This is a genomic window from Georgenia sp. Z1344 (genome assembly GCF_057652375.1).
Map to the genome: position 1 here is coordinate 2507689 of NZ_CM172728.1, position 14708 is coordinate 2522396.

Consider the following 14708-nt stretch of genomic DNA (forward strand, 5'->3'; position numbering starts at 1 on the left):
TCGAGGTTGAGTTCGTCGAGAGTGCGGTTCAGGTGGCGGCGGTTTCAAGTGGTTGTTGCAACGAGTAGGTCGTTGAGTCGTTTCGCTGGAGTCTGCCAGCCCAGTGTCATGCGTGGTCGTGTGTTGAGCTCGCGGGCGACGGCGTCGAGGTCGCGCTGGGCGTAGGTGCGGAAGTCGGTACTCGAGCGGGGAAAGTACTGCCGCAGCAGGCCGTTGGTGTTCTCGTTCGAGCCTCGCTGCCAGGGCGAGTGCGGGTCGCAGAAGAAGACCCGGCAGTCTGTCGCCAGCGTGAAGTGGGCGTGCTTGGCCATCTCAGCGCCCTGATCCCAGGTCAGAGTCGCGGCCAGCTCGGCCGGCAGGCGGCCCATCGTGTCGATCAGCACGTCGATCACCTGCTCGGAGACCCTGCTCTCCGGTAGAGCGCCGAGCATGACGTACCGCGTGGAACGCTCGACCAGGGTGATGATCGCCGACGCGCTACGCGCACCGATGATCAGGTCACCTTCCCAGTGCCCGGGCACGGCCCGGTCTTCGACCTCGGCCGGCCGGGTGCTGATGTTCAGGCCATGGGTCCAGGCCTTGCCCGAGTGTGCCGCCCGCGCGAGGCGGGACTGGGGGCGCCGCCTGGTCCGCCCGGTACGGAGTGCGACCTGGCGTGCGATCTCGCTGCGCAGCCCGCCACGAGCTTGGTAGTAGATCGCTTGGTAGATCGTCTCGTGGGACACCCATCGCTCCGGCCGGTCGGGATACTCCTGACGAAGCCAGTGTGCGATCTGCTGCGGAGACCACCGCTGTTCGAGCTTGTCCCGCACCAGGGGCCATAGCCGGCCGCGACCCGAGGTCACCCCGCGGCGGCGATCGCCGGTCAACTTGCCGGGCCTGGGCCTGCGGGCCCGCTTGTCGGCCCTGCGCTGCGCGTTCCGGCACGAGTACGCCCACCGGTAGGCGCCACCACGACCGGCGGGATTGGCCTGCCGGCGTCCCGCCGGGGAACGCGTCCCGGGTGTGTCCAGGTGAGCGCCCCGGTAGGAGTTATTGCGAGTGACCTCGCGCCACACCGTGGTCCGGTGACGACCGATCCGCTCAGCGATCTGCGGGAACGTCAATCGCTGACCGAACAGCGCCTCGATCTTCGCCCGCTCCTCAAGTGTCAATCTCTTCCCAGCCATCCGTACACCCTCCCAAGGCGCACGTTGCAACAACCGATTGAAACCGCCGGCGGGAGGACCGCCTGACCCGCACTCTCGAGCAATCGTGGCTCCCAACCGCAATCTCGGCGTGCACCAACCGCAACCTCGATGGGCACCAACCGCAATCTCGACGACGGAGGGGTCAGGGGCGGGCGATCGCGTCGCGGAGGCGGCGGGCCGGGTCGGCGGCGACCTCCAGATCGAGCATCGGACGGGCGTCGCCGGCGAGGGACCGCCGCAGCGGCGGGACGTCGCGCGGGTGGTCCGCCGTCGCGGCCCCGGTGAGCCGGCCGGCCGCATCGGTCCACAGCCAGGTGGTGCCGGCGTCGTCGGACCGGACGACCGCGGGCTCGCCCGCGGGCGCGCCGAGCACCGCCACGTCGTGGCCGAACATCTCGGAGAACACGTACGACGCCGGGCGGGGCGGCGGCTCGAGACCGAGCAGTCCCGCGGCGACGGCCGCGGGATGGTGGAGGGCGCCCTTCCAGTGGGCGCCCGGCTCGACGGAGCCGTCGGGGAGAGCGGTGGCCGCGACGTCGCCGACCGCCCGCAGCCAGGCCGGCCCACCGATCGCGCGGCCGGTCGCGTCCACGAGGACGTGCCCGGAGCCGGTGAGCTCCGCGACGCCGGAGAGCCAGCCCGTCTCCGGCGCGGCGCCGAGGGCGGCGAGCACGGTGTCGGCCTGCAGCTCGCGGCCGTCCGCGAGCCTGACGGTCCGTCCGGCGGGCCGCACGGACGGGTGCGATCGCGCGGCCCCGTCGTCGGCCGATCCAGTGACGTCCCTGACCGCCGCGCCCGTGACGAGCCCGACCCCGGCCGCGTCGAACCACGCGCGCACGTGCGCGCCGAGGACCCCCGGCGCCCGTCCGAGCGGCTGCGCGCCGGCCTCGACCACGGTCACGTCGACGCCCGCCGCGGCCGCCGACCCGGCCACCTCCGCTCCTATCCACCCCGCCCCGACGACGACGAGCCGCGCACCGGGGGCCAACGCCTCGCGCAACGCGGCCGCGTCCGCCGCCGACCGGAGCACGCGCGCACCGGGCCACGGCGGGTCGACCGCCCGCGCCCCGGAGGCCGCGACGACGGTCCTCGCCCTCATGACGGCGCCGTCGTCGAGGGTGATCGCGGCCTCCTCGCCGAGGTCGCTGACCGAGGTGACCCTCGCGAGCCGGTGGTCGACGTCCAGCGCGGCGAGGTCGCCGAGCCCGGCGTCGGCAAGGGCCGGCGGAGCGTCCTGGGTCAGCAGGTGCGTCGAGAGGGTCGTGCGGTCGTACGGCGCGCGGTCCTCGGCCCCGACCAGCAGCATTGACCCGTCGAACCCGCCCTCGCGCAGCGCGGCGGCGGTCCTCAGGCCGGCCACGCCACCACCGACCACGAGCACGTCGACGGCGGTCTCGGGGGTGGCGTCGTCGTCGGAGGGGGAGCCGGGAGCCTGCATCCGGCCACGGTAGCCTCGCCGCGTGACGACCAACCGCGCACCCGTGCTGCCGGGGCTCGCGATCCTCGGGTGGCTCGTCGTCGTCGTGCTCGTGGGTGTCGTCGTCGACGTCCCCACGGCCTGCTACCTGCTCGCCGGGATGCTCGTCGTGGTCGCGGTGGTCCGGGCCGCCTTCGGGGCACGGGAGATCATCGGCGGACGGGCGCTCGCGATCGACCTGGTCACACTGCTCGGCGCGGCGGCGGTCCTCGCGTTCCTCGCGCCCTGGGGCGAGGCCGTCGCGGTCTGACCGGCCCGCCCGCGGGAGCGCGCCGCCCGGCGCGGGAGCGGTGCCCAGCACGAGCGCAGTGCCACACGCGGGCACGTGTCGCTCCCGGGCCCCCGACCTGATAATGGACGGGTGCACCCGTTACTGCAGGACTCCTTGCTCGTTCTCGTCTTCGTCCTCATCGGCGGTGTGTTCGCGGCCTCGGAGTTCGCGCTCGTCTCCCTGCGCGAGTCGCAGGTCCGGTCGATGGCCCAGAAGGGCGGCAGCGGCGCGACCGTCGCCAGGCTGACGGAGAACCCGAACACCTTCCTGTCCGCCGTGCAGGTCGGCGTCACGCTGGCCGGCTTCTTCTCGGCGTCCTACGGCGCGTCGACGATCGCCCCCTACGTCTCCCCGTACCTCGTGGACTGGGGTCTGTCCGAGAGCGCCGCCGGGACGGTCTCGTTCATCGGGATCACCCTCATCGTGTCCTACATGTCCCTCGTCTTCGGCGAGATGGTGCCCAAGCGTCTCGCCATGCAGGGGGCCGAGAAGTTCTCGATGGTGGTGGCCCGCCCGCTCAACCTCATCGCCCTCGTGCTGCGCCCGGTCATCTGGTTGCTCGACGTCTCGACGAACCTCGTGCTGCGCCTGCTCGGCCGCGACCCGCACGCCCGCGCCGAGGAGATGGACGCGGAGGAGCTGCGCCAGATCGTCGTCGGTCACGAGGGACTCGGGGACGAGGAGCGGCAGATCGTCGCCGACCTGCTGGCCGTGGGGGAGCGGTCCGTCCAGGAGGTGATGACGCCGCGCACCGAGGTCGAGTTCCTCGACGCCGACACGACGATCGACGAGGCCCGCGCCACCGTCGGCGCGATGGAGCACTCGCGCTACCCCGTCCGGGGCGAGAACGACGACGACATCCTCGGCTTCGTCCACGTCCGCGACTTCATCAACCCCGGGCCGGAGATCCGGTTCGTCCGCGACCTCGTGCGCGAGACCCTCTACTTCCCCACGGGCAAGGCGGTCCTGTCCACGCTCACCGAGATGCGCCGCACGCACGCGCACTTCGCCGTCATCGTCGACGAGTACGGCGGTACCGACGGCATCGTGACGATGGAGGACGTCGTCGAGGAGTTCGTCGGCGAGATCCACGACGAGTACGACCGGGAGGAGCCCGAGGTCGTCGAGGGCGCCGGTGCGGACGACGTCTCCGGGCTGCTCAGCCGCGCGGAGATCCAGCGGCTCTTCGAGGTCGAGCTGCCCGACGGGCCCTACGACACGCTCGCCGGCTACATCATGTCCGAGCTCGGCCGCCTGCCCGCCGAGGGCGACACCGTGGCCTGGGGCGACGCGACCCTCACGGTCCGCACGCTCGACGGCCGCCGGGTCGACCGCGTGACCGTCACCCGGGCCGAGCGCGACCCGGTCGACGACGGCGGACGCGATCTCGCCGTCGGTGCGGACGAGATCGGCGCCGACGGGCCGAAGGAGGCGGGAACCCCCAGGGGGCCGTCCGGCCCCCAGGTCGAGCTCCGGAACGCGGCGGAGCGGGGCGAGGACCCGCTTGCCGTCGACGGCCGGATCGAGAGCGGCGAGGGACGATCCGGCGCGGGCGGTACCGGGGCGCACTAGCCTGGGGTGGTGCGGGGCTCGACGGGCCGGTCGCGATCCGACCGGCTCGCACCCCACCGACCACGTCCACGTACCCCGACGAAGGAGTCCTGCATGTCCGCCACCCCCGTGAACGTCACCGTCACGGGCGCCGCCGGCCAGATCGGCTACGCCCTCCTGTTCCGCATCGCCTCGGGCCAGCTGCTCGGCCCCGACACCCCCGTGCGCCTGCGCCTGCTGGAGATCCCGCAGGCCGTCACGGCCGCCGAGGGCACGGCGATGGAGCTGGCCGACGGCGCGTTCCCGCTGATGGCCGGGGTCGACATCTTCGACGACCCGACGAAGGCGTTCGACGGCGCCAACGTCGGCCTGCTCGTGGGCGCGCGTCCGCGCGGCGCCGGCATGGAGCGCGGCGACCTGCTCGCCGCCAACGGCGGGATCTTCGGCCCGCAGGGCAAGGCGATCAACGCGGGGGCCGCGGACGACATCCGGGTCCTCGTCGTCGGGAACCCGGCCAACACCAACGCCCTCATCGCCGCGAAGAACGCGCCCGACGTGCCGGCCTCGCGATTCACCGCGATGACGCGGCTCGACCACAACCGGGCCGTCAGCCAGCTCGCCGCCAAGACCGGCGCCGCCGTCAGCGACATCGACCGGCTGACCATCTGGGGCAACCACTCCTCGACCCAGTACCCGGACCTCACGCAGACGACGATCGCCGGGGCGCCGGCGACCGACCTGCTCGCCGACCGCGAGTGGGTGGAGAACGACTTCATCCCGACCGTGGCCAAGCGCGGCGCCGCGATCATCGAGGCGCGCGGTGCGTCGTCGGCGGCCTCGGCCGCGTCGGCCGCGATCGACCACGTGCACGACTGGGTCAACGGTGTGACGGGCTCGTGGACCTCGGCCGCGATCTACTCCGACGGCTCGCACTACGGCGTGCCCGAGGGCGTCGTCTACTCGTTCCCCGTGACCTCGGAGAACGGGGAGTGGAGGGTCGTCGAGGGGCTCGAGATCGACGAGTTCTCGCGCGGGCGGATGGACGCGACGGCTGCCGAGCTGGTCGAGGAGCGCGACGCGGTTGCGGCGCTCGGGCTGATCTGACGGGGTTCCGTCGGCCGATGAGCCGGCGGTTGCCCGGCCGATGTGCTGGCGGAAGATCCGGCACGACGCCGGAGCGGACCTCACGGGGCCGCCACCTTCGGGTGGCGGCCCCGTCGTCGTGGGTCGACCGCCCCTCTTCGCTCGTCGAAGGATCAGGCGTCGATCGACCCCGAGGGGACAACTCCCCGTGGCCTGGATCATCCGTTCTTCAAGCAGGCGTTTTACTTGCCGGAACGCCCCATCTCGACCTGCGTGGCGGATCTTTGCCGATCAATTACCTCGACCATCCAGAAGGAGTCGCATGACCGAGGACAACCATGCCGGGCCGGAGCTCTCATTCGGTGTCGACGAGGGGCAGTTCGCACAGATTGGTGTGGACGAGGCCGGGCGGATCGCCTACGTGGAGATCGACGGCGGTTGGGCGTCCGAGCTGACCCCGGAGGAGCTGGCTGCAGCGCTGATGGAGGCATACGGTGCCGCTCAGATGGCGCGTGTACCGGCTGAGGGGGACGAGCCTGTGTCGGCCGGAGGACGACGGATTCCGCAGGTCACCCCGATCGCGGATGAGGTTCGCGCACGGCTGGAGGCGCGGCGCAACGGGACCGCCGGCGGTGCTAGGGATGCCGCCCGTCGCAGCACCGGTGCGCAGCCGGATAGCGGTATCGGGACAGAACCGAACCGCGGCGACCAGCTCGAACAGGCGAAACGCATGATCGAGCTTGCGCGTCGGGCACGGGAGGAGCGTGAGCTCTACCGCGACCGCCTGATGGAGATGTACTCGACCGAGTTCGAGGATGCGAACTCAGAGAAAAACTTGGCGGTCGTCTCACGTCACGGCTCTCCTGTCAGTTTGTCGATCGGGGAGATCTGGACGCGTCGACGGGCAGAGCCTCTCGCGCGCGCCCTGCTCGAGATCGTCGACGCCGCCGCCGCTCGTCTCGACGAGATGAACCGACGACTCGCGCAGGACTTCCCGGCAACCACCGAACTCATCACGCGCGCGCAGAACCGCTGACACTCTCACCAACGATCGGAGCAATGGAATGAACGTCAGGGTCGACACCGACGACCTTCGCACGGACGCCTCGCACTGGGAGGCGTTCTCGACCGATACCTTCACCCCCACCGCGAACCAGGTCGACGACCTCACGATGCCGGAAGGTGCACTTCCAGGTGCTGCGATCGAGCTCGGCGTGAAGGAGGCGTACGAGGCGGTCCGATCGACGGTCGACACGCTCGCGGGCGACGGGCCGACAGCCTTCACCGCCGTCGCCAGCGTGCTGCGGCGAGCGGCCGACATCTACGAGGACACCGACTACCAGTCCGAGATCGATTTCTCGCGCGTCTGAGCGCAGCACGATAGAAGGGACACCAAGACATGTCGCTCAAGGACTCGATCATCAGCGACGGAGGCGAGGCGCTACTCGAGATCGAGCAGCTCCTTGCCGACTGCACCGAGGTGCAGAACAGCTGCCCAGGCTTCCTCCGATATCTTGTGGACCCGACGATCGATCCTCTCCGTGAGGACGCCGAGGTGCTCATCGAATATGTCGAGGAGCTCATCGATCGTCTGGGCGATGCGGAACTCATCCGAGAGGTCGCACTGGACTGGCAGACCTGGGGCGATGACATGGGCGGTCATGCCACGAGCATCAGCCCGACGGGGACCAATCTTCCCTCGCTCGACTCATGGGACGACAACGGGGACGTCTATTCGACGGTGGCGGGGCAGCAGCACGCAGCAGTCGGTACCGCTCTGCCCGAGATCGCCTATGCGATCCATGATCAGCTCGAAGACATGGCGCAGCACCTGGAAAACTACTGGCGAGAAGCTTTCGAGTTCATCGGCCAGCTCGTTGGTGGGGTCGTCGGGGTCATCGGATCCATAGCGGGACTCATCGCGGCATGCCTTGCGACCGGCCTCACCGCAGGTCTCCTCGCGCTGGGAATCGTTGCGGCTGTCAGTGCGTTGATCGCGTCCATCACCGCGCTGGTCACCCTCCCGGGCAAGTGGGACGATGTCATGGCCGAACTTGATGGCATCACCGTCGATGCTCTCGGTGAGCTCCAGAGGATGCTCAACGATCCCATCGGCAATCACGCCAACCTTGACAGCGGCACGTGGCCGCCGCACATCGCGATCAACTGACGCGTCCGGTCCGGCACGGGACCGGACCTCACGGGGCCGCCACCTTCGGGTGGTGGCCCCGTCGTCGTGCGCGGCGAGGCATCCGTCGACGGCGCGCCGAGCCTCGCCGATCGGTCTCCCGGCAGGGCGTCCGAGGGCCCCGAACCGCACTCTCGACCAGTGAGCGGGGCCGTCTGAAATCGCGTGCGGAAAATTGCAGCACCTCTTGCAGGATGACTTGCAGCCTGGTTGGGTAGGCGCCAGCGCACCGCCGCGCCCGACGAAGGAGTCACCGGTCCATGAGCGTCACCCGACCTCGCCCAGTCACGTCCACCCTCGCCGTCCTCTCGGCGGTCGCTCTGCTGGGCTCCGGCCTCGCGGCCGGCGGAACGCTCGCCGCCGCGACGTCGGCCGGCGCGGTACAGGCCTCGCCCGCCGCCGGGACGGCACTGCCCGCGGCGCCGAGCCCCGCGGCGCCGCTTCCCGCGCCGGACACTCCCGCGGTACCCGCGCCCGACGCGAGCGACCGCCAGGTCGTCCTTGCAGGCGACCTCCAGACCGAACTCGGCTGCGCCGCCGACTGGGACACCGCCTGTGCGGAGACCACACTGACGGGCACCGACGTCGAGGGTGTCTACGAGCTCACCGCCGAGGTCCCGGCGGGCACCTGGCAGTTCAAGGCCGCGCTCGACGGTGTCTGGGACGGCGCGATCGGCGACGGCGAGGACAACTACTCGATCACCCTCGCCGCGCCCACCACGGTCACCTTCCGGGTCGACGACGCCGCCGGCACCCTCGCCATCGATCTGCCCGACCTCCCGGGCGAGTACGACGAGTCCACCGATGACGCGCTCGTCGCCGAGCCCTATCGCGACGCGGGAGCGGGGGAGAGCTTCTACTTCGTCCTCACCGACCGGTTCGAGAACGGCGACCCGTCGAACGACACCGGCGGGATCGCGGGCGACCGGCTCGACCACGGCTTCGACCCGACGAACCGAGGCTTCTACCAGGGCGGCGACATCGCCGGCCTGAGCGAGCAGCTCGACTACATCGAGGGCCTGGGCACGACCGCGATCTGGCTCACGCCGTCGTTCGTCAACCGCCCCGTCCAGGGCGAGGGCGAGGACGCCTCCGCGGGGTACCACGGCTACTGGATCACCGACTTCACGCAGATCGACCCGCACCTGGGCACGAACGCCGAGCTCGAGGCCTTCATCGACGACGCTCACGCCCGCGGCATCGACGTCTACTTCGACATCATCACCAACCACACGGCCGACAACTTCTCGTTCGCCGAGGGGGAGTACGCCTACCGGGACATCGCGACCTACCCCTACACGGACGCGGCCGGCACCGCCGTCGACGTCTCCGCGCTCGCCGGCTCGCCCGACTTCCCCGAGCTCGACCCGGCCACGTCGTTCCCCTACACGCCCGTGCGCAACGACGGCGCCGTCGACATGGTCCCCGAGCTGTTCAACGATCCCACCGTCTACCACCACCGCGGCAGCTCGACCTGGGAGGGCGAGTCCGTCACCTTCGGCGACTTCGAGAACCTCGACGACGTGATGACCGAGGACCCGCGCGTGGTCGCCGAGTTCATCGACATCTACACGACCTGGATGGACCTCGGCATCGACGGGTTCCGCATCGACACCGTCAAGCACGTCAACGTCGAGTTCTGGGAGGAGTTCACCGCCGCCCTCGACCTTCACGCCGAGGCTACGAACCCCGACTTCTTCACGTTCGGCGAGGTCTTCGACGCCGACGCGACGCTCACGTCCCCGTACGTGCGGGACACCGACATGACCTCGGTGCTCGACTTCGCTTACCAGTCCTCGGCCCTCAACTATGCGAGCGGCTACACCGCCCAGGGCCTCGCGGGTCTCTTCGCGTCCGACGACTACTACACGACCCCGCACTCGACCTCGACCTCCCTGCCGACCTTCCTCGGCAACCACGACATGGGGCGCGTCGGCTACCTCCTCCAGGGGCGCGGCGACGAGCTCGCCCGCTCCGAGCTCGGCCACTCCCTCATGTACCTCACGCGCGGTCAGCCGGTCGTCTACTACGGCGACGAGCAAGGGTTCGTCGGGACCGGCAACGACAAGGGCGCCCGGCAGTCGCTCTTCGCCTCCCGGACCGCCGAGTACACCGACCAGACCCTCCTCACCGGGGAGCAGGTCGGCTCCCGCGACCTCTTCGACACCGGCGCCCCGCTCTACACCCACATCGCCGAGCTCGCGCAGCTCCGCGAGGACCACCCCGCCCTCGTCACCGGCGCCCAGGTCGAGCTCTACGCCGAGTCGGGCGGCGGCGTGTACGCCTTCAGCCGCGTCGATCGCGCGGACCCCGTCGAGCACCTCGTGGCCGTCAACAACCTGACGACGCCGCAGACCGTCACCCTCGACACGCTCAGCCGCGACGCGACCTACACCCCGATCCTCGGCGACGGCGCCGCCCTCACCGCCGACGGCGCTCAGGTGACGATCGAGGTCCCGCCGCTCACGGCCCTCGCGTGGGTCGCCGACACCACCGTCGCACCGGTGGGCGACGGCACCCTCGAGATGTTCCCCGGCGGCACCGAGCTCGCCGGGTCCGGCAACACGCCGACCCTGGCACCGATCTCCGCCGACGTCCCGGACAACCACTACCTCGAGACCTCGTTCGCCTACCGGGTCGCCGGCGAGACCGACTGGCAGCCGCTCGGCGTCGCCGAGGACGACACCCCGCGCGTCTTCCACGACGTCGAGGGACTCGCCGCGGGCACCGTCGTCGAGTACCGCGCCGTGGCGACCGACGCCGACGGTGCCTCGTTCGCGGGCTCGACCTTCGGCGTCGTCGGATACGACCTCTCCGGCACGCCGGCGGACGACGGCCCGGGCGACGGCGAGATCGTCACCGTCCCCGGCTCCCACCAGGCCGCCATGGGCTGCCCCGGTGACTGGCAGCCCGGCTGCGCCGACTCCGCGCTCACCCTCGACGAGGCCTCCGGCCTCTACGTCGGCACCTTCGATCTCCCCGCCGGCGACTACGAGTACAAGATTGCGATCGGCGACAGCTGGGACGTCAACTACGGCGCCGGCGGCGTCCCCGGCGGAGACAACGTCAGCTACAGCCACGACGGCGGCGAGATCACCTTCGTCTACGACCCCGCCACCCACCTGTTCACGAGCACCGCCGAGGGGCCGCTCGTCACCCTTCCCGGATCGTTCCAGCCGGCGCTCGGCTGCGGCTCCGACTGGGCGCCCGACTGCCTCGCCTCGCTCATGTGGGACGCGGACGGCGACGGCGTCTACACCTTCACCACCACCGAGATCCCCGTGGGCAGCCACGAGGTCAAGGCCGCGCACGGCCGTTCCTGGGCCGAGAACTACGGGGTCGGCGGCGAGCTCGACGGCGCGAACTACCCGTTCGTCGTCTCCTCCGACGGCGAGGAGGTCACCTTCTCCTACGACCTCGCCACCCACGTGCTCGACATCTCGGTGGAGAACCCGGCGGTGCCGGGCACCGGCCAGACGCTGGCCCACTGGGTCGACCGGGGGACCATCCTGTGGCCCACCGACCTCGCCGGTGACGACCCGACCGGATCGACCTACACCCTCCATCACGCGGCCGACGGCGGCATGGCCGTCGTCGACGGGGCCGTGACCGGGGCTGACGGCTCGATCACCCTGAGCTACGACACGGCCGGTCCCACCGACGAGCAGGCCGCGACCTGGCCGCACCTCGCCGGCATGTCGGCCCTGAGCGTCGACGAGGCGGACCGCGCAGTCTTCGAGGAGGCCCTGCGCGGCCAGCTCCTCGTCACCCGCACCGGAGACACGGTCGAGGCGGCCACCGGCGTGCAGGTCCCCGGGGTGCTCGACGACCTCTACGCCGACGGCGCGAGGCAGACCGCGCTCGGCCCGGTCGTCGAGGGCGGGGTCCCGCACCTCGCGATCTGGGCGCCCACCGCCCGCACCGTCACCCTCCAGCTCTTCGACGACGCCGCCGGCACCGGTGAGCCCACCGAGGTCGAGATGACCCGGGACGAGGACGGCACGTGGTCCGCCGCGGGCAGCGCCGACTGGCTGGGCCGCGCCTACCGCTACGACGTCGAGGTGTTCGTCCCGTCGACCGGGCAGGTCGAGCACAACGTCGTCACCGACCCCTACTCCCTCGCACTGACGACGAACAGCACGCACTCGGTGCTGCTCGACCTCGACGACCCCGCGCTGGCCCCCGAGGTCTGGACGGACAGCGAGGCCCCCGTGATCGAGGACTTCGTCGACCGGTCGATCTACGAGCTGCACGTGCGCGACTTCTCCATCTCCGACGAGACGGTCCCCGAGGAGCTGCGCGGCACGTACGGCGCGTTCGCGCTCGAGGGCACCGACGGGGTCGAGCACCTCGAGGAGCTCGCCGACGCCGGGATGAACACCATCCACCTCCTGCCCACCTTCGACATCGCCACGATCGAGGAGGACCGGGCGGAGCAGGTCGTCCCGGAGATCCCCGACGCCGGACCGGCGTCCACCGAGCAGCAGGCCGCGGTGAGCGCGGTGGCCGACCAGGACGCCTTCAACTGGGGCTACGACCCGCTGCACTACTCCGTCCCGGAGGGCTCCTACGCGTCCGACGGGAACCAGGACGGCGGCGACCGCGTGGTCGAGTACCGCGAGATGGTCGGCGGGCTGCACCGCTCCGGCTACCAGGTGGTCCTCGACCAGGTCTTCAACCACACGGCCGCGTCGGGCCAGTCCGAGCAGTCCGTGCTCGACCGGGTCGTGCCCGGCTACTACCACCGGCTCTCGCTGACGGGGCAGGTGGAGACCTCGACCTGCTGCCAGAACATCGCCACCGAGCATGCGATGGCGGAGCAGCTGATGGTCGACTCGGTCGTCACGTGGGCGCGGGAGTACCGGGTCGACGGGTTCCGGTTCGACCTCATGGGCCACCACAGCCGGGAGAACATGGAGGCCGTCCGGGCCGCGCTCGACGAGCTCACCCTCGAGGACGACGGCGTCGACGGGTCCGAGATGTACATCTACGGCGAGGGCTGGAACTTCGGCGAGGTGACGGACAACGCCCGGTTCGAGCAGGCCACGCAGGGCCAGCTCGACGGCACCGACATCGGCGCCTTCAACGACCGGCTGCGCGACGCCGTCCACGGCGGCGGCCCGTTCGACGAGGACAAGCGGGAGAACCAGGGCTTCGGCACCGGACTGTTCACCGACCCCAACGGCGTCTCGACGGCGACACCCGAGGAGCAGCGCGCCGACCTTCTCCACCGCACGGACCTCGTCCGGCTCGGCATGGCGGGCAACCTGGCGGACTACACGTTCGTCACGAGCACCGGGTCCGAGCAGCGCGGCGACGAGCTCGACTACAACGGGGCGCCCGCCGGGTACGCCTCCTCGCCGTCGGAGTCCGTCAACTACGTCGACGCGCACGACAACGAGACGCTCTACGACCTCGGAATCTGGCGCCTGCCCACCGACACGTCGATGGCTGACCGGGTCCGGATGAACACCCTGTCCCTCGCCACGGTCGCGCTCGGGCAGTCCCCGGCGTTCTGGCACGCAGGCACCGACCAGCTCCGATCGAAGTCGATGGACCGGGACAGCTACAACTCCGGCGATCACTTCAATGCGGTCGACTGGTCCGGGCAGTCGAACAACTTCGGGGTCGGCCTGCCGCCGGAGGAGAAGAACGGCGCCCACTGGGACCTGCTCACGCCGCTGCTGGAGAATCCGGCGCTCACCCCCGAGCCGGCGGACATCGCGGCCGCGCACGAGCAGTCGCTCGACCTGATGCGGCTGCGGACATCGACCGAGCTGTTCCGCCTCGGGGACGCCGATGCGATCCAGGAGATGGTCACCTTCCCCAACGGGGGAGCGGACGCCACCCCCGGTCTGCTCGTCATGTCGGTGGACGACACGACGGGACGTGACGTCGACCCGGATCTCGACCGGCTCGTCACGGTCTTCAACGCCTCGCCCGAGCCGATCACCGAGGCCGTCGACGGACTGGCCGGTGTCGAGCTCGCCCTCCACGAGGTCCAGGCGAACGGCGACGACGAGGTGGTCCGCGGCACCACGTGGGACGCGGCCACCGGCACGGTGACGATCCCGGCGCGCACCGTCGCCGTCCTCGTGGCGGAGCAGGACGCCGAGCCGCCCGTCGAGCCGGCCCCGACCCACGGGTTCTTCCTCGACAACGGCTGGGACGACTCGCCCGACCACATCTTCCGCTTCGGCGTCCCGTCGGCCCAGGTCGTCGTGGGCGACTGGGACGGCGACGGCACCGACACCGTCGGCGTGCGCGACAACGCGACGTTCTTCCTGCGCAACCGGCACGCCGCCGGCTCGGCCGACGTCGTGCTGGTCTACGGGCACCGCGGGGACGAGGTGCTCGTCGGCGACTGGGACGGCGACGGTGTGGACACCTTCGCCGTCCGCCGCGGCAACCGGTTCCACCTGCGCAACTCTCTGACCAGCGGCCCGGCGGACGTCACGCTCGACTACGGCCGGGCGAGCGATCCGGTGCTCGTGGGGGACTGGGACGCCGACGGAGCGGACACCCTCGGCGTACGCCGGGGGAGCCGCTACTTCCTCGACGACTCCCTCGCTGGCGGGTGGGCGTCCCAGGAGTTCACCTACGGACGCGACGGTGACGTCGTGCTCGTGGGCGACTGGGACGGCGACGGTCACGACACGCTCGCGGTCCGCCGAGGCAACCGGTACCTCCTGCGCAACTCGTTCACCGACGGCTGGGCCGACCTCGACCTCACCTACGGACGCGCGGACGACGAGGTGCTCGTCGGCGACTGGGACGGCGACGGGACGGACACGCTGGGGGTGCGTCGTCGGCCGTCCTGACCGGGCCGAAGGTCCCGGCGGGCACGCCCGCTCTCGCGACGCCCGCGCTCCTCGCACTCGGGGTGGCGGCCTGCAGCGGTGACGACGAGCCGGCCGACGGCGACTCCGCGGCCTCCATCGACGAGAC

The 14708-nt window shown here is 71.0% G+C and carries 9 protein-coding genes; 7 read left to right on the forward strand and 2 right to left on the reverse strand.

Annotated features, from left to right (window positions below; genetic code table 11):
* Nucleotides 1-44: 44 nt before the first annotated feature.
* A complete protein-coding gene (locus AC24FB_RS11430; RefSeq protein WP_487560220.1) occupies nucleotides 45-1169 on the reverse strand; it encodes an IS30 family transposase in 1125 nt (374 codons plus the stop codon).
* 163 nt (nucleotides 1170-1332) lie between these two features.
* Nucleotides 1333-2628: an FAD-dependent oxidoreductase gene (locus AC24FB_RS11435; protein WP_425715417.1), complete on the reverse strand. Its 1296-nt coding sequence runs from the start codon at nucleotides 2626-2628 to the stop codon at nucleotides 1333-1335.
* Between the two features lie 22 nt (nucleotides 2629-2650).
* Between AC24FB_RS11435 and AC24FB_RS11440 the strand changes: the two genes are divergently transcribed.
* From AC24FB_RS11440 to pulA, 7 genes are all read left to right on the forward strand, one after another.
* Nucleotides 2651-2917, forward strand: coding sequence for a hypothetical protein (locus AC24FB_RS11440; protein ID WP_425715418.1), 267 nt, complete (start codon nucleotides 2651-2653; stop codon nucleotides 2915-2917).
* Between the two features lie 111 nt (nucleotides 2918-3028).
* The gene (locus AC24FB_RS11445; RefSeq protein ID WP_425715419.1) at nucleotides 3029-4510 is read left to right on the forward strand and encodes a hemolysin family protein; all 1482 of its coding nucleotides are present in this window, start codon (nucleotides 3029-3031) and stop codon (nucleotides 4508-4510) included.
* A gap of 93 nt (nucleotides 4511-4603) precedes the next feature.
* On the forward strand, nucleotides 4604-5593 hold the full coding sequence (locus AC24FB_RS11450) for a malate dehydrogenase (RefSeq protein WP_425715421.1): 990 nt from the start codon (nucleotides 4604-4606) through the stop codon (nucleotides 5591-5593).
* A 301-nt stretch (nucleotides 5594-5894) separates the two neighbouring features.
* A complete protein-coding gene (locus AC24FB_RS11455; protein WP_425715422.1) occupies nucleotides 5895-6608 on the forward strand; it encodes a hypothetical protein in 714 nt (237 codons plus the stop codon).
* Nucleotides 6609-6636: 28 nt separating this feature from the next.
* Entirely contained in the window at nucleotides 6637-6942 is a 306-nt protein-coding gene (locus AC24FB_RS11460) for a hypothetical protein (protein WP_425715424.1), read from the forward strand.
* Nucleotides 6943-6971: 29 nt separating this feature from the next.
* Nucleotides 6972-7742, forward strand: coding sequence for a hypothetical protein (locus AC24FB_RS11465; RefSeq protein WP_425715425.1), 771 nt, complete (start codon nucleotides 6972-6974; stop codon nucleotides 7740-7742).
* 278 nt (nucleotides 7743-8020) lie between these two features.
* Nucleotides 8021-14581, forward strand: a complete 6561-nt coding sequence (gene pulA / locus AC24FB_RS11470; RefSeq protein WP_425715426.1) for a pullulanase-type alpha-1,6-glucosidase — start codon at nucleotides 8021-8023, stop codon at nucleotides 14579-14581.
* Nucleotides 14582-14708: the final 127 nt, after the last annotated feature.

What these genes read in the sequence shown, in the direction of transcription:
- AC24FB_RS11430 (WP_487560220.1), bottom strand. Translation starts at nt 1,169, where the DNA reads ATGGCTGGGAAGAGATTGACACTTGAGGAGCGGGCGAAGATCGAGGCG.
- AC24FB_RS11435 (WP_425715417.1), bottom strand. Translation starts at nt 2,628, where the DNA reads ATGCAGGCTCCCGGCTCCCCCTCCGACGACGACGCCACCCCCGAGACC.
- AC24FB_RS11450 (WP_425715421.1), top strand. Translation starts at nt 4,604, where the DNA reads ATGTCCGCCACCCCCGTGAACGTCACCGTCACGGGCGCCGCCGGCCAG.
- AC24FB_RS11455 (WP_425715422.1), top strand. Translation starts at nt 5,895, where the DNA reads ATGACCGAGGACAACCATGCCGGGCCGGAGCTCTCATTCGGTGTCGAC.
- AC24FB_RS11460 (WP_425715424.1), top strand. Translation starts at nt 6,637, where the DNA reads ATGAACGTCAGGGTCGACACCGACGACCTTCGCACGGACGCCTCGCAC.
- AC24FB_RS11465 (WP_425715425.1), top strand. Translation starts at nt 6,972, where the DNA reads ATGTCGCTCAAGGACTCGATCATCAGCGACGGAGGCGAGGCGCTACTC.
- pulA (WP_425715426.1), top strand. Translation starts at nt 8,021, where the DNA reads ATGAGCGTCACCCGACCTCGCCCAGTCACGTCCACCCTCGCCGTCCTC.